This window comes from Hyunsoonleella rubra (assembly GCF_042684665.1).
Classification (GTDB): Bacteria; Bacteroidota; Bacteroidia; order Flavobacteriales; family Flavobacteriaceae; genus Jejuia; species Jejuia rubra.
This window is the reverse complement of record NZ_JBHULY010000034.1, coordinates 151,343-174,504: the sequence shown is the minus strand read 5'-3', so window position 1 is coordinate 174,504 and position 23,162 is coordinate 151,343. Positions and strand designations below refer to the sequence as shown.

Sequence of the window (23,162 nt, the reverse complement as noted above, 5' to 3'; positions counted from 1 at the left end):
CATTTCATAACAATTAGCTTAAATTTAAGCTCTCCACACTTCGGTCATCCGTCTTCTGACATCTGTCTTCCGGCTTTCCCCCACACTTCCTCGATAAAATTTTTTATTATACAATAATGTAAGTAAATTTAGGGTTTTATAGACTACTATATTAAAATTGCTTGTATGAAAAAGTTAAGAGCCCTAAGCCTGATTCTATGTGCCTTTATTTTAACGGGTTGCTTTGAGGACGGTGACGACATTCCTATCCAAACCGACGAAATCAACGACTTTGTTTGGAAAGGCATGAACCTGTTCTATCTGTATAAATCTGATGTACCGCAACTTTCCAACAACGAATTCGGTTTAAACGCTATCGATGACAGATATGGCAGAAACGAAGTTTACAACAGCTACCTTGAAAACTTCAGTTCACCCCGAGAGCTCTTCGAAAGCTTAATCCATCAACGAAATACGGTGGACCAGTTTAGCTGGATCGTTGATGACTATATTGAATTGCAGCGCAATTTTAGTGGCATTTCTGTTACCAACGGCATGGAGTTTTTCCGATTCCGCTCCCCAAATACGACTGATGGACTTATAGGTGTGGTGCATGTAGTACAACCCAACACAAGTGCAGCGGCCAACGGAGTAAAACGCGGCGATATTTTTTATGCTATCGACGGTATCCCTTTAAATGACAATAATTATTTCGGGCTCATTAACCAGAACTCATATACCATTAATTTAGGCACTTATAATGACCAAGGTACACCTGATAATTCGGATGACACCATAGACCCAGGGACCGAAAGCATCACCCTCACCAAAGCTGAGTACACTGAAAACCCAATTTATATTGCTAAAACACTGGATGTCAGCGGTAAGAAAGTCGGCTATTTAATGTATAACGGATTTATTCGTGGCTCCGAAGTAGGTTTAAATAGCGTATTTGCTGATTTTAAATCTGAAAATATAGATGAATTGGTATTAGACCTTCGTTACAATCCTGGTGGCAATGTAGAAACAACTACATTTTTGGCCAGCATGATTACAGGACAATTTACAGGTGAGGTTTTTGAGCGCATTATTTATAATTCTGAATTACAGTCTAACAATACAGATTACCTATTTGCAAACAAAATTGGGGAAAATACTGTTATTAACAGTTTAAACCTCAATCAAATATATGTGCTTACTAGTGGTAGATCTGCATCTGCAAGTGAGGGGCTGATAAATGGATTGAAGCCCTACATTAATGTCATCCATGTAGGCACCAATACTAGAGGAAAAACCCAAGGCTCCATCACGATATATGACTCTCCAAAGTTTAATCGAGAAGGCATCAATCCAAGACACACCTATGCCATGCAACCCTTAGTTGCCAATGGAACCAACAGAAATAATGAGTTTGTACCCAGTACTGGTCTTGTGCCGACTACAGGCTTTGAATATCAGGAAAGACAAAGCAACTACGGAGTTTTAGGGGATGTAAATGAGCCTTTGTTGGCGATGGCCTTAGCGGACATTGAAGGTTCAACCAGTAAATCCCAAAGGCTAAAATCTAAACAAGTCCCCCCTTTACAATCAGTTTTAACGGAATACGATTTTAAGCCATTTGAAGGTGGTATGGTGATTGACTAACGACTGAAATTGAAAAAACACAAAACCTATTTCAACTGGAGTTCCGGCAAAGATTCGGCTCTAGCACTATACCATTTATTCAAGGATGAGCGTTACTCGGTTGAGGAATTAATTACAACAGTAAATTCACATTACAATCGCGTGTCTATGCATGGCCTGAGAAAGGAGTTATTGATTGCGCAAACCAATGCTTTAAAAATTCCTGTAAGTTTTATTGAGCTACCCGAAATGCCAAGTATGGCGGTTTATGAGCAAAAAATGAGCGCAACGGTTTCCAGATTAAAATCCGAAGGTTTCACCCATTCAGCTTTTGGCGATATTTTTTTGGAAGACTTACGAACATATCGTGAAGATCAATTAGCCAAACACCATTTTAAAGCTGTATTCCCCATTTGGAAAAGAGACACCAAAGAACTTTTAAATGAGTTTCTAGATTTAGGTTTCAAAACCATAATTGTCTGTGCCAATTCAAAATACTTTGATGAAGGTTTTGTTGGAACAGTAATCGATAAAAGTTTTATTGACAATCTACCAGAAGACGTTGACCCTTGTGGTGAGAATGGCGAATTTCACACCTTTTGTTTTGATGGCCCCATTTTTAAGACCCCTATAGAATTTAAAATTGGCGAAAAAGTGTACCGCGAATACGACACACCAAAAACTGATGATTCTGTGTGCACAATTGAAGAAAAGTATGGTGTTTGGTACTGTGATTTGATTTCATAAAAAAGCCACTTCTCAGTGGCTTTTTATATAACTAAGAACTACCCTACTTTCCCTTCCAAAGCAATAAAATGAGTTTTATTATTATCCCTGCTATATAACGGAAAAATCTTTACCTCACATTCATAAGGCTCTCCACTCTTTTTATAATTGGTGATAATTTCTCTAAAAGGTACATCCAAAGCAATTTTCTTTTTGATATTTCTTCTAGCAGTTATGGAGGTTTCAGCGCCTTGCAACATCTTAGGAGTTTTATGCAAAACCTCATTTTTAGCATAACCCGTCATTTTTGAAAACCCTTTGTTCACCCACACAATGTTTTGATTTAAATCCGTAATAATTATCGCCTGAAACACTTCGTTTTCAAAAATCGAATCCATGGTGTTTTTCCAATTCAAATGTTTGGCATAAGACTTCACTTTAGCTATATCTTGAAGTCTCTCAGACTCGTTTAACGTATCAATATAACCCTGGCTGTAAACGTCCCAGCTCATCAGGGGCGTCATCACCTTAGAGGTATTGGATATCTCGGCCGAAACAGCTTTATATTCAGATTTACTCAATGACGACAAATAGATATCTAGTCCCATCATTTTATACAGATTGTGTTTCATACTTCAAAATTTTCAGATGCAAGGCCATTCATACTCAAAACAAGTCGCTCGTTCATCAATTAAAATAAATCCCACCTGGAATAATATTCACTGTAGTAGAATTAATCTCAGTATTCGTTGACAAATCATAAGAGGTCAAGGCTCCTTCACTTGCAAAGTCTTTGGCATCCACAGCGTACAATACACCTCCATGTACGGTCATATTGTAGAAACTAAGACCCGTAATTTCCGCATTGGAAGGCAAGGTTGTGGAGGCCGTACTCATTTTATAAACACTTCCTCCTAAATAATAGTACAAAATCCCGTTTTCAATAGTTAGAAAATTCGGGTGCTCTGTTGCTGCAAAGTCTATTGATGTGGTGGTATTATCCCCTGTATTCACTTTAAATAATTGTCCGCTGGTTTCATCTCCGGTCCAAGATGGTTTTCCTCCGCATAATACCCATAAATTTCCAGAATTATCCAACTGCAAGGAGTTTGGAACATCACCAACAGTAATTGTTGTTGAAACCGTATCGCTAGAACCGTTGATTACAGAAACTTTATTGTTTTGACTCCAGCCTCCTTGATGCGCCACATAAATATTACTGCCGTTAGAAATGATTTCCTCTGGGCCTTCTTCAACAGAAATGGTAGTACCGTTTAAAGTATTCGTGCTTAAATCTATAATCGCCAAATAATCATCCGAGGCATTCGAGCCATCACCCCAATTGGTCACATACCCTTTTCCATTAAGAAATGCTATAAATCTCGGATTGTTCAGTCCTGTTTTTATTGTTCCAACCGATTCAAAAGTATATCGATTAACGATTTCTATTTTATTGGAAACATTCAAAACGATGTATGCCAAATCCCCATTAAACGCAATACTCTGTGCTGTATCACCCAATAACTCACTATTCACATTATTAAACACATCATTTTCAACAGCATTTAAATCATAGGACACAAAGGACACGGAAGCATTTCCCATACCAAAATTCCCTTCATGTGAAATTAATATACCATTTTCGTAATCGCCTTTTGGTATTATTATAGTGTCCTCGTCATTGCTACATGATGTATAAAACAGACCTATCGAAAGGGCCAATATCAGTAATTTGTTAAGTTTCATTGTTTAAAATTTAATTGTTGTTAATATTTGATAGTTCCTATTGGGCATCGGTCTCAACGCCACGTTTTGATAATTTTTATTGTATAGATTGTTTACTCTAAAGTTGATGTCGTATTGAACATTACCACTCGAATTTAGCAGATACCCCACTCCAATATTGCCCACATTAAAGCCATCCAGTTCGTCCTCAATGATGAATACATCACCATTAAATAAATGCTGATAAAATGCAGAAAAGGCTTTTCGGCTGTAAGCAACAGAAACATTTCCCTTATGAAACGGCACATAAATCAACTGTCTTTTAGTTTCCAAATTTTCTGAAACCGTATAGGAATAATGCCCACCAAAACTGAATTGATGTTCATTTATTTTGAAAGCAGTACGCGCTTCCATTTCAGCACCATGACTATGGGATTTTGCAACATTTATTGGCCTCCAATCTCCACCATTATCGGGCCGCCATTGAATCAAGTCTTTAGTATTAATGTAATAAGTGTTTAATATGACATTAAAATGTTTAAAACGAAAGTTTTGACCCAAATCCACTTGATAGGATTCTTCCGGATCTAAATCCAAATTACCCCCAGATTGCCAAAACAAATCGTTAAAGGTTGGAATTCGAAAGTTTTTGGAGCCGTTCAATTGAATAGTGTAAACGTCTGAAACCTTGTATGCCCCATCCACAGAAAACAACAAAGGGTTTTCAAAATCTGAAGTATAATCCTTTCTGATATTGAGATTGTACTCAAAGCACTTCGAAGGTTTGTGGTTCATTAAAACTGTTGCCGAAAAAGCAGTGCGCTTGGGGTCTCCAAAACTACTGCCTCCTCCATCAAAATGATTGAGCTCTAGAATACTTCGAAACTGTAGAGCATCTGACACACGTAGGTTAAGATTATGGTTGGCGATAAACGTATTTACCTTTCCAAAGGAAAAAATAGCATTATCCTTATTTTCAAAATATTTGAATTTCTCATTTAGATGGACCGCTTTCAATTTTGAAGTAATACTTCCAGAAATCCGAGTCCATTCCAGCATTGTCCTAAAGTTCTCATCTTCATATTTACTCCTCCCTATCGCAACCAAGGTTCCAGAAAAATGACGCTTCCCATCATAACTTTGGTGATATAGCTTTAAAACATCCTTTTCAGATAAAACATATCCCAAATTGACATCCAAATTCAAGTTGTTGAATTCTCCGTTTTCATTGACCATATCGGTTCCCAGATACTTATAATCATTATCCGAGTCGACATAGGCTATTCCAATATTTGCAGAGAATTTAGAGTTCCCGAAAGAAGATGACACATTCGTCATTTTAGTATTAAAACTCCCACAAAACAAGCGCACACTAGTATCGAAATGAGAATCAAACTCCAGATTATTATTTAGGTGAATACTGCCCCCAATGGCACCACTACCATATTGCACACTGCCTCCTCCGCTTCGTATATCTATCGCATCAAAACTAGTGGTATTTATAGTGTTAAAATCGGTTTGCCCATTAAGTTGGGAATTGATATTGATGCCATTCCAAACCACCGCCGTTTGGGAGGCATTGGTTCCCCTGAAAGAAGGTGAGGACACCATCCCAAAGCCATTTTCCTTAAAGTATAAATTGGAATTAAACGCCAATAATCCTGTTAAGGATACTGGGTTTTTATCAATGATGGAATCATTAAGTTTTTCTACCTTAATACCAGAAGTATATTCTACAAGTTTGCTATCACTCAAAAAAACTTCATCCAGCTTTTGGATGGAGTCTAATTGCGCCTGGGCAAGACTGCCAAAACCAATAACAAATAATATAAAAATGTGTTGTCTCATAATCTGCAAAACTCTTTACCCGAGAGTTTATATTAGATGATGAACATGGCAGGTCTCCTGACTTGCGTCTTCATGTTGGTCTTCCCATCAAAATGACAGTGACATCGAAGTTGAACATGAAGCTTGATAGCTTACAGTTGCGGGAACAGTTCTGGACTTTAACCAGATTCCCTTTTAATTGATACTTGTGAGATCCTGAATCAAGTTCAGGATGACAAAAATGTCAAACCAAATTCTTTGCAAAAGTAAACATTAAGTTGAATCTTTTACTTAAAACATTAAATAATATTACTTTTGAAGCGGTTAAAAATTGAATTTTGAGAAAGCTTATATTTCTTTTCTGTGCCTCACTATGTATTGGCTGTAAAAGCGAACCGGAAAAAAAAACTAGAGAGGTTTTACTTGGTGATGCCATGGGCCTTAAATATGCAAAAGGCTTCACTGTAAAGGATTTTGAAAATTATAAAATTCTTGAAATAAATAAACCTTGGCCCGAAACTAAGAAGAGTTATAGATTTGCTTTATTAAAACAGAATTATGACAGTGAATTTTGGTTTAAAGAAAAGTCAAGATTTGATGCCGTAATAGAATTGCCTATCAATAGACTGGTTGCGACATCAACAACCCATCTTCCTGCATTAGAACTATTAAATGTCGAAAAAAAATTAGTTGGTTTTCCTGGAACAGATTATGTCTCTTCAGAAAAAATCAAAACTCAAATTGACAATGGAAATATCAGGGAATTAGGCAAAAATGAAGGCTTAAATACTGAAGTTCTGCTGGAGCTCAATCCTGATGTAGTTGTTGCTTTTGGGATTGAGGGTGGTAACCGCTCATTGGAAACCATTCAAAAATCTGGCATTCCAGTAATTTTTAATGGTGATTGGGTGGAAAGTTCACCTTTGGCCAAAGCGGAATGGATAAAGTTTTTTAGTGTGCTTTTCGGCAAAGAAAAAGAGGCAGATTCTATTTTTAATCAAATTGAAAAAGACTATTTAGGGGCTAAAGCATTGGCTCAAAATGTAAAATCTAAGCCTAAGGTATTGAGTGGTGCCATGCATAGTGATGTTTGGTATTTACCCAACGGCACAAGTACCGAAGCACAATTATTGAAAGATGCCAATGTGAATTACCTGTGGAGCAACACCGAAGGGTCTGGAAGTTTAAAATTGAATTTTGAATCGGTTTTTGTAAAAGCTAAAACTGCTGATATTTGGTTGAGTCCATCCAACTACACCAGCTACCGGAGCCTAAAAAATGGTAATGAAAACCATAGCATGTTTGATGCGTTTCAAAATAAAAACATCTATTCCTTTACGAACACAACGGGTGCTACCGGAGGTGTTTTATACTATGAATTAGGTATGACACGGCCAGATTTGGTTTTAAAGGATATCATCAAAATATGCCACCCAGAATTACTAAAAGAGTATTCACCCTATTTTTTTAAACCCTTACCCTAATTGGAATCTGGCAAAACATATAGCATATCTTTTGTAATTCTCATTGCAATTCTACTGTTATGTTTTTTTGTGAATATAAGTTTGGGTTCGGTTTCCATCCCCATAAAGGATATTTTTAATAGTCTAATTGGAAACCCCACTTCTCAGGAAACCTGGCAACACATTGTTCAAAATTATCGATTGCCAAAAGCACTAACAGCCATTATTGTCGGTTCCGGTTTAGGCATTTCGGGACTGTTGATGCAAACGTTATTTAGGAACCCTCTAGCCGGCCCTTTTGTTTTGGGCATTAGTTCCGGAGCGAGTTTGGGTGTAGCTTTGGTTATTTTAGGCTCAAGTATTTTCGGAGGGGTTTTGGCTTCCCTTTTCATTTCAAAATGGGGTATCGTGATTTCTGCAAGTTTAGGGAGTTTTTTGGTATTGCTTGCCGTTTTAGCTGTTTCACTAAAAGTTAGGGATACCATGGCCATTTTAATTATCGGGCTGATGTTTGCGAGTATTACTTCCGCCATTGTTAGCGTATTATCCTATTTTGGATCGGCAGAACAATTGCAACAATACATTTTTTGGGGCTTTGGGAGTTTAGGAAATCTATCTTGGGAAGACATTTGGGTTTTATTACTGATTTACGCCATTGGAATTGTATTATCAGTCTTTTCAATAAAATCCTTGAATACCTTGCTTTTGGGTGAAAATTATGCCAAAAGCTTAGGATTAAATATCAAACAAAGTCGATTTATTATCATCATTGCTACCAGTTTGTTAGCAGGTACGATTACTGCCTTTACAGGGCCAATCGCATTTATCGGATTGGCTATTCCACATATGACACGACAAGTCTTCAGTACTTCAAATCACAAAGTATTGTTACCGGCTGTATTTTTATTTGGTGCCATCGTCATGTTGGTTTGCGATAGTATCTCGCAATTACCAACTAGCGATTTTACGCTACCGATTAACGCGATTACTTCGTTAGTTGGCGCTCCAGTTGTGATTTGGTTATTAGTTAGAAAACGAAAAATGGTATTTTAACAGATCAGAAAATGCAGAAAGAGAATGAAAATATCGTTTTAAAAACCACTAAGCTATCGATTGGTTATGCTTCCAAAAAGTCAAAGACCGTTGTTGTGTCTGATATTAATATTGAATTGAAACAAGGAAAATTAATTGGTCTAATTGGCGCCAATGGGATTGGAAAATCAACTCTTTTACGCACTTTAACAAAAGTTCAAAACTCTCTTGAGGGCGATATCTTAATAAATAATATCAACCTAAAAAATTACTCGTCTCTTGATTTAGCAAAAGCGATGAGTTTGGTTTTGACCGAACCCATAGCTTCTAAAAACCTATCCGTTTTTGAACTTGTTGCTCTTGGTCGACAACCCTATACCAATTGGGTTGGTAACCTTTCAAAAGAAGATATTGAAATTACCCATTATGCCATTTCCCAAGTAAATATTGAGCATTTAAAGGACAAAAAATGTTTTGAGCTCAGTGATGGACAACTACAAAATGTGATGATTGCCCGAGCATTAGCTCAGGATACGGACATCATTATTTTAGATGAACCTACGACGCATCTGGATATGTACCACAAAGCCTATATTTTGAAACTGCTTCAAAAACTGTCGAAAGAAACGGGAAAGACCATTCTATTTTCATCACATGAAATAGATTTAGCGATTCAACTTTGTGATACGCTCATCGTAATGACTGAAAACGAAGTCGTGGCCGACCAACCATGCAATCTTATTTCCAAAGGGGTTTTTAAACAATTGTTCCCGAAAGATCTGATTGCTTTTGATGAGAAAACTGGGAGTTTTAGGGTGAAAAAATAGTTTTCAGTCGCAGTCTCAGTTTTCAGTGAGAAAGAACACACTACAAATTTAGCAATGTTCGTACTTTGCACCTTTGCGTCTTTGCGCAAGGTCATAAATCAATTATATTTGAAAATATTCTTTTCCAAAACATGAACGACAACCTAATCCTAATTATAGCCATATTATTTTCCGCAGGTATCAGTGCATATTTGGGGATGCTTTTTGCCAAACTCAAGAATAAAAGTGAGCAAAGCGCCCTTGAAGAACGCCAAAACCAAATGCAATTCACCATTGAGGAACTGAAATCAAATCTTTCCAAAATTGAAAATGAACGCGAAGATATTCGGAAAGAAAAGGAATTTTTAAGTACAGAATTGGCACGAAGAAATTCTGAATACGAGAACCTTCAAGAGCAAAATCTCAAACGCGATAAAGAATTGGAGGAACGCCAAGAGCAATTGCGCAAGGATTTTGAATTGTTAGCCAATAAAATCCTCGAAGAAAAGTCCAATAAGTTCACAGAGCAAAACAAAGAGAACATCAAAAACATTTTAAATCCGCTTCAGGAAAAAATCCAAGGGTTTGAGAGGAAGGTGGAAGAAACACAGTTTAAAAGTGTACGCATGCATTCCGCCTTGGAAGAACAGCTCAAAGGTTTAAAGGATTTAAATCAACAAATGACTAAAGAAGCTACCAACTTAACACGAGCTTTAAAAGGCGATAGCAAAATGCAAGGAAATTGGGGCGAATTGGTTTTAGAGCGTGTTTTAGAAAAATCTGGACTGGAAAAGGATCGCGAGTATTTTGTACAGCAAAGTTTTACACGTGATGATAATTCCCGGGTAATGCCCGATGTGGTATTGCATCTCCCCGATGGTAAAAAAATGATTATCGACTCAAAGGTATCCTTAACCGATTATGAACGGATGGTAAATGCTGATGAAGAGAGTAGACCGCAATTTTTAAAGGCTCACGTTAATTCCATCAGAAAACATGTGGAACAACTTTCGGCCAAAAACTATCAGGATTTATACGATATTGAATCACCAGATTTTGTACTCATGTTTATACCTATTGAACCGGCCTTTGCAGTTGTAGTGAACGAGGACAATGCTATTTACAACAAAGCTTTTGAAAAAAACATTGTGATTGTAACCCCCTCCACCCTTTTGGCAACGCTCCGTACGATTGACACTATGTGGAATAACGAAAAACAACAACGTAACGCTATTGAAATTGCACGACAAGCTGGAGCACTTTATGATAAATTTGAAGGCCTTGTTAGTGATTTAACGGGCGTAGGCAAAAAGATTGATTCTGCTAAAAGCGATTATTCATCTGCGATGAACAAATTGGTTCATGGTCGGGGCAACCTTATCACAAGTGTTGAAAAACTCAAAAAAATGGGAGCCAAAGCTAAGAAATCCCTGCCCGAAGCCATTATTAAACGTGCCGAAGAGGACGAATAATTTGCTTTTCACGAAAAAACATGATATATTTGAATATTCCCTAATTAAGGAATATTTTATTTTATGCTTTATTTAAGGAATAATTTAAATTAATTCCCTTTTGAAGGAATAAAAATATAAATATGACAAGTATCATCACAGGCGATATCATAAAATCCCGTCATCAAAAAAATCCTGAAGTTTGGATGAGGGCCCTAAAATCGGCACTATCCCACCTAAACCCCGACAAATCTCAATGGGAAATTTTTCGTGGCGATAGCTTTCAAATTGAAATAAATGATATTTCCGAAAGCTTTATCAGTGCCGTTTACATCAAAGCCTGCATCAAGATGTTGCTTTTGGACGTACGCCTTGCTATCGGAATTGGAAACACTTCATACCAAGCTGAAAACATTAGTGAATCCAATGGGGAAGCATATATTTATTCCGGCGAAACTTTGGAAGCCCTGAAAAAGGAAAAAATCAATTTAAGGATCAAAACATCAAATGACACCTTAAACGAAGAACTCAATCTTTATTTCAAGCTTGCACTAGCCATTATGGACCACTGGACAACGGGTTCGGCAGAAATTGTAAAGCTGGGCATAGAGCATCCCGACGCACTACAACAAGAACTGGCAAACATGATCGGTACCAAACAGGATGCCATCAGCAAACGCCAAAAGCGTGCAGAAATGGAACTCATATTGGAAACGGACAGCATGTTCCGAAAAAAAATAATGGCATTATCATGATTTTAACCAAACTTTTACTGGCACACCTCATCGGCGATTTTATTCTTCAACCTCAAAGTTGGGTTTTGGAAAAAGAAAAAAAGAAACTAAAATCTTTTAAACTGTACTTTCACGTCTTAATCCATATTGCCATAACCACTCTGATTTTGTGGGATGCATCACTGTGGCCTGTTATTCTAATAATAGGCGGGTCACATTTAATTATAGACGGCTTAAAACTTACATTTCAGACCAAAAAAACAAAACGACTGCTGTTTTTCATCGATCAGCTACTTCATGTTTTGGTGATTTTAGGATGTTATTTCTTTTTAGTTGACAACCGATTATATTTTGATTCCTTTTTCAAAGAAGAACATCTTTTATTGCTTACCTGCTTATTGTTTTTAACAATTCCTGTGTCCATAATTATGAAAACCATTTTTTTAAAGTGGAATATTTCAGAACTCGTTAAAAATAATCGGTCCCTAGCTGATGCAGGGAAATATATTGGTATTTTAGAGCGCATTTTAGTGTTTATTTTTATCATTTCGGACCACTGGGAAGCCGTAGGTTTTCTGATTACGGCCAAATCTGTTTTTAGGTTTGGGGATTTGAAGGAATCAAAATCCATGCAATTGACGGAATACATTTTAATTGGCACTTTAATAAGTTTTGGCATTGCCATTATTACAGGAATAGCGTACACTTATTTAACCTAAAACCATGTTTAAGCATCCAAAAGAATCAAGGGTAACCATTACACAATTGATGTTGCCGTCCCACTCCAATTTTAGTGGAAAAATCCATGGGGGCCATATTTTAAATTTGATGGATCAAATTGCATTTGCCTGCGCCTCAAAACATTCGGGGTACTATTGTGTTACGGCATCGGTAAATCGTGTAGATTTTTTAAATCCCATTGAAGTTGGTGAATTGGTCACCTTAAAGGCTTCTGTAAACTATACAGGACGCACCTCTATGGTTGTTGGGCTGAGGGTGGAATCCGAAAATATTCAAACAGGAAAAATCAAGCATTGTAATTCTTCCTATTTTACAATGGTGGCCAAGGATGACAACGGAAAAAACGCAAAAGTTCCAGGGATTATTTTGGATTCTGAACAAGCAATAAGAAGATTTGCCCGAAGTATTGTCCGACAAGAACAGGCCAGACACCGCTCGACAAAGTTTAAGTCTTCCGAGTTTAAAATCGAAGAACATATCGACACCATCAAACAGCACAACGCCAAAATAGAGTTTGGTTTAAAATGATAATCTCAGTAGTGCATTTGGGGTAATTCCCAATGAGTTTTGAATGGTGTTAATAACGGCATCATTATTTACCCTATGAAAATTATTGATTTCGTTTTCCCTATCCAAAAGATTCCAAATAGACACTCCTAGGTTTGTTTTTGCCTTCTTACCTATAGTAAAATCATATATTGCAGAAACATCCAGCCTAAAGTAATTTTTTAGACTATCCGAATTTGGGGTTTGATAGTTTATTGAATTATTCGTGAATTCATTACCAAGAATGGGATTGGTCGTTGGCCTACCAGTGTGCCAGTTGACTCCCACTGAAAGTTTTAGATTTTTCAGCTTTAGGACACTTCCAAATGTCACCAAATGGGAAATATCGAAATTACTTGGAAACCGCTCCTCAAAAAGGGCATCAAAAGTATATTTATTGTTCATATAAGCATAGCTTAACCATGAATTAAAATTGCCAATAGCCTTCCGCAAAAGCACATCAAAGCCTGTAACCGTATAGCTTCCCGTTTCCCTTGAAAATTCAAATTGATTTTGGAACCCCTGACTTTGGGATGTAATCCCTTTAACCTCTTTCAGGTATCCATCTAAACTAAATAACCATCCATTTTTGTTCAATGTCAGCCCCGAGGACAACTGCCTACTCGTAATTACAGGAACGTTTTTGTCATTGGATAACTGCCAGCGTCGTTTTTCCACGCCTAAGAAATCATTTTGAAAATTGATGACTTGGGATGTGCTTTGATGTTTAAATTCACCTAAAACCTCCCAGGTAATGTCTGTGGACAACTTATGGCTAAAACTCAATCTTGGCTCCCAAAGCTGTCTTTTAAATTTGGAAAGATAGTTAAATCGCAATCCAAAATTTAAATTGGTTTTTTTGTCATTGGACGCATATCCGATTTGCGAAAAAACACCATGAGTCCTTAACACTTCGGATATCAAATCCCTAAAGATTGGGTCATCCACATCATCCAGGTTGGTCACTTTGGTTTCAACCAGATGGTAACCTCCCAAAAACTCGAGCCTACTGTTAATTCTATGATTGACACTAAGTTTTGTACTGGTTTCCGACACTTTGTTTTCCTGTAAAAACCTTTGTCCCTCAAAAATATTAGCGTTGATGGACTTTAATTCATAATCCGTATTATATATTTCAAATGCCGTTTTTAATTTGTTGTTCCACGTTCGCTCATAATGCATTGCACCTGCAATACTAAACTGAGACAAACTGCTCCTTCTTGATTCTGGCAGATTATTTACCATTGCATTTTCATCAAAAACCAATTCGTTGAATACAGTAATAAAATTTAACCTCAACTTATCTTTATCACTTAACTGATACAACCATCTCAATGATGCGTCGTAAAAATCAAATGATTGGTTTGAGTTAATGATATCCATTTGGTTATGTGCTACCTCGGTATTTTGTGAAATTCTGTCGAAAAAAGAACTATAAGTGGGTGTTTCCACAACAGGGCTGAGTGCTTTTCTACCCGCCACTTGAATTGAAGATTTACTACCCAAAGGCACATCCGCAAAACCATTAACACTCAATAAATTGGCACCAACCACTCCTTTGAATTTTGAATTCAGGTTTTGGCTGGTCCGCATGTCTATGGTGCCCGAAACACCATCTGTTAAAGTCACACTACTCCCATTTTTTCTTAAGGACACCTGTTGGGTAATTTCAGGGTTATACATTGAAATCAGCCCAAAAAAATGACCGGATTGGTACATTTTTATACCATCCCAGCGGATGAGATTTTGATCATGGGTACCTCCCCTAATATTTATATTGGATACCGTTTCGTTGATACTCTGAATTCCCGGCAGACCCTGAACAGATTGCAGTACATCGCTTTCTATCAAACCGGGTAGAATGTCGAAATCATTGAAATCAATTTCAAAAGATGCGTTCTTTAGTTTGTTGATGCCGTTTACTAAATAATTCGAAATTAAAACCTCCGATAGTTGTTGAAAGTTGGGAACTAGTTTGATCGTAGCACAATTATCAATCTCAAAAACACTATCTATTTCCAAAGTTTCATATCCAGAATATTGTATAGTAATTGGGTAAGAGATTTGGTTTGGATCAATCTCAAAATAGCCTTTTTCATCGCTCTTTATACTTTCCTTTAAAAATGTTATTGTGGCCGCTACAATTGGAAGTTGGGTATCGGCATCCTTTAAATAACCACAATAAAAACGCTGTGGTTTTGCCTTAATTAAAACAATTCTAGAATCGAGTGCACCGAACAAGAGCCCTGTAGATTTTTGAAGATAGTCCAGTGTTTCGGTTAACGAAAGTGAATCAGCCGGGATTTTACAAGAAATATTCCTTACAAGATCTTCCGAATAGTTGAATTGAATCTCAAACCGAGTTTCTAAATTCGAAATAATATCGACCAAAGGTTTAGTGGCACGCTCCTCTTGTGCATAGGCTCCATAATTAAGAATTAGAACGAATAAGAAGATAAATTTCCTAATCCTTTTTTTCATGAATTTCTATGAGATTTGAAGCTTTAATTTCATAGGTCAAATTCATGGGTTCCACAATGGAAATCAGGGCATTTTCCAGATTGTTGTGAACAAAAGCTCCTGAAAAGAGTCTGGAAGCATCAATATCATGAGTAATCTCTATCTGATACTGCCGTTTTAATTCTGCCAAAACCTCATGAACCGGAGTAGCATCAAAGATACTCATATTTTTTGTCCACGCAGGAATCTTTTGACTGGTATGCCCTTCTTCATATTTATTTTTAGACAATTTAAATGTTTGCCCCCCAATCAATATATGGTTTTTATAATCGTGAACTACCTCTACTTTCCCTTCAAAACAGGCTACTTGAAAGAAACCCGGTCGCGCTTTAACGCTAAATTCAGTCCCCAAAACCTTTACCATACCTTCATCAGTGGTGACTTGAAAAGTAGATCCTTTATTCACCTTAAAGTAAGCTTCACCATCAAGTTGTAGTGTTCTTTTTTCTTCCCAATCCTCAGCTTTAAATTCTATTTCTGAAACGGCATTTAAGGTAACAATAGAGTTATCAGGCAAACTAACAGTCCTTTTCTCACCAATGTCAGTTTCAATAGTTGTGGCTGGATTGAAGACAATACTGTAATAAATTCCAAGGGACAATATCACCATTGCCGCAACTCTAAGCGCAGATTTCCAACCGATTGCGTTTTCTGGATTTTTACCTCTTGTTTTGTAAGCTTTATTAAAACGTTCAAAACCTGATGGCCTTGAAAAATTTGAGGATTTAAAACGGGCCGATGCGTCCACAATAAATTGTTTATATTCGGCGTCTTCCAAATCATTGAATTGTCGCTTTTCATCTTCTGAAAGCGTATTGTTCAACCATTTCTTCTCTAATTCTTCAGCATTCATCTGTTGCTCCATTTTCTATATAACAACTAAAACTTTAAATCTCCTGATTATTTTATGTAAAAACCTTCCAACTCTTTTTTCAAAATGCTAAAAGCACTGTAAATTCTATATTCCACGGTTTTTTGGGTAACTCCTAAAATTTCAGCTATTTCTTTGTGTTTCTTACCTTCAGCTTTACTTAACAGGAAAGCTACACGTTGCTCTTCGGTTAATTTTGACAGCACTTTTTGATACCGTTCAAAAAATTGTTCTTTTTCTAAAATAAACTCTGGCGATTCGAAATTCTGTTTGTTGGGGGCCTCAATTCTATATTTTAAAACAACTTTTTGATGTTTGATATCGTTCAACACCATATTATTGGCCACAGTAAAAAGAAACGATTTTGCCTTCCCAAAGGACACCTTCTTACAATTGTCCCAAAGCTTCATAAACGCCTCCTGCATCTTATCGTCTGGGTTAATCTGTGCACCGAATTTATAATATAAAAAATCATGTAAATCCTGTGAATACTTTTTGTAGATGCTTTCAAACACCTTGTCCTCACATATTTTATTTTTAATCTCTTTTGGCAAAATCGGTTTTTAAAATCAACTACCCAGACAAGGTTGCTAAGCATTCAAGGGCATGGATTCCAAAATTTTAAACACAAGTGTCGTAGCATTGAAATCTTGATTACAGAGTAAATATAAATATTCACTGCGGATTCAAAAGGAAATTGAATTCAAAAAAAAATCCAAAAAAATTTCAGGAGTTTTTAAAGTTGAGTTGTCTAATAAGAAAGAACGCTAATTTTTTCAATTGGAATGATGCGCATTTTTGCCAAGTACTTATTAACTATTTCATTGCTCATGGTAGTTTTACATTCTTGTAGAAAAGAAGAACTGGAAACTATTCGGACTCCCGAAGAAGATGTTGTTACGGTGAATTCAGCCATATTTAACCTTATGCAAAATACTTCGAGCAATGATGGTTCAGAGGATAATATTTTGGACAAATCAAACTGCTTCAAAGTGAAATTGCCTGTAGAAGTGACCGCCAATGGCGAAACCGTAATGGTGAATTCTGAAAATGATTATAAAGTAGTAGAATACATTTTTGACGATGAGGATGACGACACGGATATTTTAAATATGACCTATCCCGTTACAATTGCCATGGAGGATTACAGCGAAGTTACGGTAGAAAATGAATCGGAAATGCTAAACTTTTCCAATTCATGCAATGGAGAAAACGAGTATGACGACGATATTGAATGCATTGATTTCCAGTACCCTATTTCTGCCTCAATATTTAACCAAAGACTGGAATTTATTGATAAAAAAACATTGAATTCCGACAGTACTCTGAACGCTTTCTTAAGGAACATGAGAGCTGATGATATAGTTGCTATTGCCTTCCCCATTACAGTTACCATATTTGATGGTACAGTACTGCCAATAAACAACCTCAGCCAGCTTCAATCTACCATCAACACCTACAAAGACAGTTGTGATGAAGACGATGATTTCGATCACAACGATGATGATTGTGACGACTGCAATATTGAGGAATTGACCTCTATTTTGACCGACTGTTCCGAATGGACTGTTGATAAATTGACTCGGGATAACAATAACCATGATGATGTCTATGAAGGGTATAAGTTTAGTTTTTATAAAAACGGTAGATTAAGGGTGTATTGGTCCGGCAACTCAGTATCTGGAGATTGGGTGGCATCTGGTAACAAAAATAATATAACAGTAACCATAGACGTCCCAGGTCTGCCACTTTGTAATAATGACTGGAGATTGCATGAAATCTCAGAATACACTAAAAAAAGAATCGATTTACGCGTTGACGGGGTTGACCGGTTGCGCTACAACAATATTTGCAATTAAAAATATTAGCTAGTAATTGAATACAGTTCTATGAAAAAGAAAATGTCAATTTCTCCAAGAAATCTACTTGGAACTAGCAACTCTGCTTCGGCCTAAACACCGGAGCAGAGTTTAAAAAACTAAACCAAACAACATATGAAGAAGTGGGGGTTAATTCTACTCGTTATTCTTATTGGCGGGATTATAGGCTATAATTACATCTATCAGGACCATCGGGACATCGAAACCGAAAAGCCCTCATTCGTATTAACATCCGATTCATTAATTGATGAATTTTCCAAAAATACAACTGATTCTGAACAGAAATATCTCAATAAAACCATTGAGGTCTCTGGAAAAGTGACCGAAATAAATGTTGAACATTTGGTTTTAAACGGCTCTATTTTTTGTCAGTTTCTAGGCCCTATTCCAAATTCAATAAATAACGACCAACCCATTCGCATAAAAGGAAGATGCATCGGCTATGACGACCTCCTTGAAGAAATAAAACTAGATCAATCAACAATTATTAATCACTAAAAATCGAACTATGAAAACAACATTATTCTCAGCCGTTTTGGCATTATTATTCTCCTATTCCGTGTCTTCCCAAATTGTGGGAGGACAAGTGAATGATTTTCAAGACGGTACAGTACAATCCTGGTCTGAAGGAGGGCCAACAACCAACCCACCTATCAACATAGCTACTGGCGGACCTGCAGGAGCGGGCGACAGATACTTACAAAATGATTCCAGCGGCGGAGGTGGAGGTGGCAGCAAAATGGTTATGTTTAATCCAAATATAGACTGGGGCGGAAACTATACCTCTGCCGGAATAATAGCAATTACATGCGATGTAAGAGTCTCTACTAACACTTTAAACTTACGTGTTGCAATGGAGGGTTCCGGCGGACGAATTTCTTCTGCAAATTCGGTAGATGTAGCTCCTAGCAGTTCTTGGTCCAGTATAGTCCTTCCCATTACAGTGAGCGACATGGCATTGGCTGGAGGAACTGACATTGCGGCTACACTCGCTAATGTTACAGAATTAAGAATATTAAGCAATACCTCCCCTAATTGGCGCGGTGCTTCTATTGATGCTAGATTGGAAATTGATAACATCACGGCAGTAACAACTTTGAGTACGGACGATTTTACCTCAAACAGTTTCAAAATATATCCTAATCCGGCACATTCTGAATTGCGTCTTGAATTGTCTTCAAATCGAAATAATGCCGAAATTGAAGTTTTTGACATTTTAGGTAAAAAGGTGTTAGCCCAATCGATAAGTAATTTAAATTCAACAATTGATGTCTCTCAATTGAATGGCGGTGCCTACATTTTACGTGCAACCATTGAAGGACAATCGCAATCCCAACGTTTTATAAAGTTATAATTCAGGATGAAATACTTTTTTGTTTTTGTATTACTGGTGGCTCCAATTCTAATATTTCCTCAACAGGATTTGCTTGATGAAATTGATAACGATTCGGTTGGAGAGCAATATGTAAGTGCAGCTTTTAAAGGATTAAAAATTGTAAACTTTGAATCCACCAAATTAGTAGCGAAAAAGGAACTTACCTTTATTGTTTACCACAGGTTTAGCACCCTTAAAAATGGCTTTGATACCTTTTTTGGTCTCGACGATGCCGTAACACGTCTGAATTTTGTTTACGGGGTAACGGATAACATTAATATTGGGGTTTCTAGAAGTTCGTTTATGAAAATTTATGATGTCACCATTAAATATCGCCTTGCCCGCCAAAAAGAAAATGGGTTCCCATTTACGATTGTAGGGTTCAATGCGCTGTTAATCAATACGGGAATGGACAAGGATGTTTTTCCCCTAATTGAGTTTAAACACAGATTGGGATACACTGCCCAGGTGCTGGTGTCCAGAAAAGTAAATTCTGATTTAACTTTACAATTGGCTCCTACATTTTTTCATGATAATTATGTGGTTTTCGACCCCCAAGCTAATTCCCAAATGGCTCTGGGGTTAGGTGGTCGCTATAAATTAGGAAAAAGGTGGTCCATCAACGCAGATTACGGATTACACCTAAACAGGGTGGAAAATTCACCATTTAAAAACCCATTATCCATTGGTTTCGATTTAGAGACTGGAGGACATGTATTTCAAATGCATTTTTCCAACGCGCAGCCTATGAATACTAATGGCTTTTTAGGACAAGCCACTGGTGATTGGGGGGACGGTGATATCTACTTTGGCTTTAACTTAAGTAGAAGATTCTAGAAGAACTATAAATAACATTAATTTTAAATAATTACAGCTATGAAATTCAAAAATTTGTTTGCCAGCTTGGCAATTATGGCCTTAATATTCAATTGTTCGAGCAATGGTGGTGACGACTTAAACGGCCCAGACCCAGACCCCGATCCAGATCCGATGGCAAAAGTTACTTACAATGATGATATAAAACGTATTATTGATGCTAATTGTGTTCGGTGTCATGGAAATCCCCCTGTCAATAATGCTCCTTTCCCATTGACAACATTTACACAGGTAAGGGACAGAGTAGATCGCATTATTAGCAGAACAAATAACTCCAGTAGTCCAATGCCACCCAGTGGCCTGATGGCACAAAATTTGAGAGCCTTAATCCAGCAATGGAAGGATGACGGTTTACTAGAAAATTAAAAAAATGAAGTATATAATAGTTTTGGTCGGCCTTATTAGCGTCAACGTTTTTGCGCAATCAAAATATTTTACAAAAACTGGGACAGTAGAATTTGAGGCCTCAGTACCCTCTTTTGAAGAGGTAAAAGCAAAAAACACCACCGTTACTGCAATTCTCAATACTGACAATGGAGAGTTTGCATCCCTGGTTTTAGTAAAAGGGTTTCGGTTTAAAAATGCGCTTATGGAGGAGCATTTTAATGAAAATTATGCCGAATCTGACGAATATCCTAAAGCAACTTTCAAAGGAAAGATCAATGATTTCTCAATAGAAAAATTAAGGGATGCTGCAGAATTCAAAATTGATGGTGAATTGACTTTTCATGGAGTAACCAAAAAGTTCAATGGTATTCTTATTAATCTGCTCAATAAGGAGGACACAATAATATTAGAGGGAAACTTTGTTGCCCTAGCTTCTGATTTCGATATAAAGATTCCAAAAATTGTGAGTAATAAAATTGCAGAAGACATTGAAGTCAGCTTTACATTCAATATGAAGAAAAAATAAAATGCCGCTTAAAGCGGCATTATATTTTTATTGAATAATTATCTTTTTAGTAATTTGGGATTGTTCGGCCTTTATATTGGCAAAATAAACGCCGGCCGGAATTCTTGCTAAGTCAATTTCCTTTTCGCCATTGAAATTCCTCAGATTACTAGTCCAAACTTTTTTACCAACGATATTATATATATCTACTTGTTCTAAGTTTAATACTCCTGAGTACTTCAAGGTAAGTTCACCATTACTTGGATTGGGCAAAAGCAGAAGCGCATCAGATAATGAATTATCCTCAACTCCCAAGGTAGAATTAATTATTACTGAAAAGTCTTCTACCTGGCCATGCACTGGAGAGTAGTTTGGGCCAGAAATCGTATTCGGGAAAAAATCACTTACAACTCGAACCCATAAGGTTGTATTTGCAAGTACATTTGATGAAATGGCTGGCACAGTAAAACTTCCCGAATGCGTTCTTGCGTTAGTATTACTAAAGACTTCTTCTCCAGAATCCTCAAAATCTCCGTCATTATTATAATCTATATATACTTTAACATCTTCATCATTTGCGGGTCCCGTGGATACTTGAATATTGTAGGTTGTGCTACTACTTAGTTCAAATCTGCTACAAGAATTGACATGATAACCGTTTTCGTCTTCCGCATCCTCGGAAAAATAACTTGTTGCCCCCATTGAAAGGCTATGTACTCCAATACCCGAATTGGTCGCAATACTTTGAGTTGCAGGGGTAGAAACCAATGAGGAAGATGGCAAAGCTGTGGGAGCCAGTCCACCAGGATAGTTTATTAAAGACAATCGAGTTGTTTCCAAAGCTGCTCTAGCTCTATCCCTTTGATCGTCGGAAAATTTAACTTGACAACTTTCACTTGAATAAGCCATAAAATTAGTAACAACATCGGCTAAATTGGTTCCAGCTCCTGTACAGGTATTTCCTGAATCGCCACAATTTCCGTCATCCCTTCTATGAGGATCAGTATCTGCACATAGGTCTCCGTCAAGAGTAGGATCGGTATTTACAGGGCACTGGTCGGCGGTACCATCATTATCGCCGTCATCTCCTTCAAAAGTATGCCTTAAGTTAAGTCCATGCCCAAGTTCATGTATGGCCGTAACATTTTCGTTGGTATAAGATTTCAAATTATAGCCCAATGCGCCCGTAGGATCATAACCAAAGGCATTGTAAACAATTACGGAACCATCCACAGCGGAGGATGCTCCGGGGTAATAGGCATACCCTTGCGTACCAGAACCTGCATTATTATCATTAATTTCACTTACAATCCAAATATTGTAAAACTTATCATTTGGATACTTACTTAGATTCTTTATTTGTACTTCATTATCACTTCCGGAATCGTCCGTAATTCCCGCCGTTGCGTAGTCTGACGTTCCTGAACCATCTACCCTTTCAATACCAGTTGAGGGATTACAATCTCCGTCCCTTTTAGCTAGAACAAAATCAATATTCATATTTGTGATATAGGATCCGGAACCCGAATAAGCCACGTTCATATGATCTATGGCACTTTGTATCTGGGCATCGCTGATATTGGTTCCTGTTCCAACAGCTTCACCCAAATGAATAACATGGACTACAACTGGAATAGTATATTGAGTTGTACTAAGACTTTTGCTGGCCTTTTTGGATTGTATTTTGTTTCTTATTTTTAGCTCATTATCTGCAAAGATTTGTCTGTAGGCTTCATCTGTTTCCAATAATGTCTTGTGAGCGAAGTCGGTTCCACAAGATCGGGAATTTATAACCTCTTGGTTTGAATCGATTTGGGTATTAGAATGATTTGAGTTTTGAATATGCCTCCGATTTTGCGAATATGCGCTAAAAGCTAGAGCGAAAACAAAACATATTAAAAAGTAACTTTGTTTCATTTTTAACAGTTTTAGTTGATAAACAGCGTTAAATATATGGTTTAAAATTTAATTTAAACCTACTAAAAGCATAAAAATTCGATAAATTGTATTATTTATCAGAAATAACCTATGTTTTTATTAAGTATAGAAATAAAAAAAGCCACCCAAAATTGAGTGGCCCGTATTATAAAAATGC

At 37.0% G+C, this 23,162-nt stretch carries 22 protein-coding genes and 1 riboswitch; of the genes, 15 read left to right on the top strand and 7 right to left on the bottom strand.

What is annotated here, in order from left to right:
• Positions 1-165 precede the first annotated feature (165 nt).
• Both ACFSR8_RS13980 and ACFSR8_RS13975 read left to right on the top strand, forming a co-directional pair.
• A complete protein-coding gene (locus ACFSR8_RS13980; RefSeq protein ID WP_380293073.1) occupies positions 166-1,623 on the top strand; it encodes a S41 family peptidase in 1,458 nt (485 codons plus the stop codon).
• Between the two features lie 9 nt (positions 1,624-1,632).
• Positions 1,633-2,349, top strand: a complete 717-nt coding sequence (locus tag ACFSR8_RS13975) for a Dph6-related ATP pyrophosphatase (RefSeq protein WP_380293071.1) — start codon at positions 1,633-1,635, stop codon at positions 2,347-2,349.
• A 38-nt stretch (positions 2,350-2,387) separates the two neighbouring features.
• On the opposite strand, the gene ACFSR8_RS13970 is transcribed toward ACFSR8_RS13975, so the two are convergent.
• From ACFSR8_RS13970 to ACFSR8_RS13960, 3 genes are read right to left on the bottom strand one after another with little or no spacing between them, the layout of a single operon-like run.
• Positions 2,388-2,960: a PAS domain-containing protein gene (locus ACFSR8_RS13970; protein WP_380293069.1), complete on the bottom strand. Its 573-nt coding sequence runs from the start codon at positions 2,958-2,960 to the stop codon at positions 2,388-2,390.
• A gap of 55 nt (positions 2,961-3,015) precedes the next feature.
• A complete protein-coding gene (locus tag ACFSR8_RS13965; RefSeq protein WP_380293067.1) occupies positions 3,016-4,074 on the bottom strand; it encodes a YncE family protein in 1,059 nt (352 codons plus the stop codon).
• A 3-nt stretch (positions 4,075-4,077) separates the two neighbouring features.
• The gene (locus tag ACFSR8_RS13960; protein ID WP_380293065.1) at positions 4,078-5,901 is read right to left on the bottom strand and encodes a TonB-dependent receptor plug domain-containing protein; all 1,824 of its coding nucleotides are present in this window, start codon (positions 5,899-5,901) and stop codon (positions 4,078-4,080) included.
• 30 nt (positions 5,902-5,931) lie between these two features.
• Positions 5,932-6,121, bottom strand: a riboswitch (cobalamin riboswitch).
• 97 nt (positions 6,122-6,218) lie between these two features.
• On the opposite strand from ACFSR8_RS13960, the gene ACFSR8_RS13955 reads away from it, so the two are divergent.
• The 7 genes from ACFSR8_RS13955 (at position 6,219) to ACFSR8_RS13925 (ending at position 12,635) form a co-directional block, all read left to right on the top strand.
• Complete coding sequence (locus tag ACFSR8_RS13955) at positions 6,219-7,364, top strand: ABC transporter substrate-binding protein (protein ID WP_380293063.1); 1,146 nt, start codon at positions 6,219-6,221, stop codon at positions 7,362-7,364.
• Positions 7,365-8,396: a FecCD family ABC transporter permease gene (locus ACFSR8_RS13950; RefSeq protein ID WP_380293061.1), complete on the top strand. Its 1,032-nt coding sequence runs from the start codon at positions 7,365-7,367 to the stop codon at positions 8,394-8,396. It begins immediately after the preceding gene.
• Between the two features lie 11 nt (positions 8,397-8,407).
• Positions 8,408-9,202 (top strand): ABC transporter ATP-binding protein, encoded by a 795-nt coding sequence (locus ACFSR8_RS13945; protein ID WP_380293059.1) that lies wholly within the window; start codon positions 8,408-8,410, stop codon positions 9,200-9,202.
• 131 nt (positions 9,203-9,333) lie between these two features.
• Positions 9,334-10,653, top strand: a complete 1,320-nt coding sequence (rmuC, locus tag ACFSR8_RS13940) for a DNA recombination protein RmuC (protein ID WP_380293057.1) — start codon at positions 9,334-9,336, stop codon at positions 10,651-10,653.
• 122 nt (positions 10,654-10,775) lie between these two features.
• Positions 10,776-11,387: a SatD family protein gene (locus tag ACFSR8_RS13935; RefSeq protein WP_380293055.1), complete on the top strand. Its 612-nt coding sequence runs from the start codon at positions 10,776-10,778 to the stop codon at positions 11,385-11,387.
• Complete coding sequence (locus ACFSR8_RS13930) at positions 11,384-12,085, top strand: DUF3307 domain-containing protein (protein ID WP_380293053.1); 702 nt, start codon at positions 11,384-11,386, stop codon at positions 12,083-12,085. The genes ACFSR8_RS13935 and ACFSR8_RS13930 overlap by 4 nt, the downstream gene beginning before the upstream one ends.
• A 4-nt stretch (positions 12,086-12,089) precedes the next feature.
• The gene (locus ACFSR8_RS13925; protein ID WP_380293051.1) at positions 12,090-12,635 is read left to right on the top strand and encodes an acyl-CoA thioesterase; all 546 of its coding nucleotides are present in this window, start codon (positions 12,090-12,092) and stop codon (positions 12,633-12,635) included.
• Here the strand turns inward: ACFSR8_RS13925 and ACFSR8_RS13920 are convergent.
• Genes ACFSR8_RS13920 through ACFSR8_RS13910 form a run of 3 tightly spaced genes read right to left on the bottom strand, consistent with a single transcriptional unit; the run spans position 12,627 to position 16,598 of the window.
• A complete protein-coding gene (locus tag ACFSR8_RS13920; protein WP_380293049.1) occupies positions 12,627-15,134 on the bottom strand; it encodes a TonB-dependent receptor in 2,508 nt (835 codons plus the stop codon). The two genes, ACFSR8_RS13925 and ACFSR8_RS13920, sit on opposite strands and share 9 nt — an antisense overlap.
• On the bottom strand, positions 15,118-16,038 hold the full coding sequence (locus ACFSR8_RS13915) for a FecR family protein (protein ID WP_380293047.1): 921 nt from the start codon (positions 16,036-16,038) through the stop codon (positions 15,118-15,120). The genes ACFSR8_RS13920 and ACFSR8_RS13915 overlap by 17 nt, the downstream gene beginning before the upstream one ends.
• 35 nt (positions 16,039-16,073) lie before the next feature.
• On the bottom strand, positions 16,074-16,598 hold the full coding sequence (locus tag ACFSR8_RS13910; RefSeq protein ID WP_380293045.1) for an RNA polymerase sigma factor: 525 nt from the start codon (positions 16,596-16,598) through the stop codon (positions 16,074-16,076).
• Between the two features lie 231 nt (positions 16,599-16,829).
• Here ACFSR8_RS13910 and ACFSR8_RS13905 point away from each other — a divergent pair, with 231 nt between their 5' ends.
• The 6 genes from ACFSR8_RS13905 (at position 16,830) to ACFSR8_RS13880 (ending at position 21,088) form a co-directional block, all read left to right on the top strand.
• Positions 16,830-17,903: a hypothetical protein gene (locus ACFSR8_RS13905; protein ID WP_380293043.1), complete on the top strand. Its 1,074-nt coding sequence runs from the start codon at positions 16,830-16,832 to the stop codon at positions 17,901-17,903.
• Between the two features lie 135 nt (positions 17,904-18,038).
• On the top strand, positions 18,039-18,422 hold the full coding sequence (locus tag ACFSR8_RS13900) for an OB-fold protein (RefSeq protein ID WP_380293041.1): 384 nt from the start codon (positions 18,039-18,041) through the stop codon (positions 18,420-18,422).
• A gap of 10 nt (positions 18,423-18,432) precedes the next feature.
• Positions 18,433-19,278 (top strand): T9SS type A sorting domain-containing protein, encoded by an 846-nt coding sequence (locus ACFSR8_RS13895; RefSeq protein WP_380293039.1) that lies wholly within the window; start codon positions 18,433-18,435, stop codon positions 19,276-19,278.
• Positions 19,279-19,284: 6 nt separating this feature from the next.
• A complete protein-coding gene (locus tag ACFSR8_RS13890; RefSeq protein ID WP_380293037.1) occupies positions 19,285-20,136 on the top strand; it encodes a DUF5777 family beta-barrel protein in 852 nt (283 codons plus the stop codon).
• Between the two features lie 39 nt (positions 20,137-20,175).
• Positions 20,176-20,541, top strand: coding sequence for a hypothetical protein (locus ACFSR8_RS13885; RefSeq protein WP_380293035.1), 366 nt, complete (start codon positions 20,176-20,178; stop codon positions 20,539-20,541).
• 4 nt (positions 20,542-20,545) lie between these two features.
• Complete coding sequence (locus tag ACFSR8_RS13880; protein ID WP_380293033.1) at positions 20,546-21,088, top strand: YceI family protein; 543 nt, start codon at positions 20,546-20,548, stop codon at positions 21,086-21,088.
• A gap of 27 nt (positions 21,089-21,115) precedes the next feature.
• Here the strand turns inward: ACFSR8_RS13880 and ACFSR8_RS13875 are convergent, their stop codons facing one another.
• Entirely contained in the window at positions 21,116-22,984 is a 1,869-nt protein-coding gene (locus tag ACFSR8_RS13875; protein ID WP_380293031.1) for a zinc-dependent metalloprotease, read from the bottom strand.
• Positions 22,985-23,162: the final 178 nt, after the last annotated feature.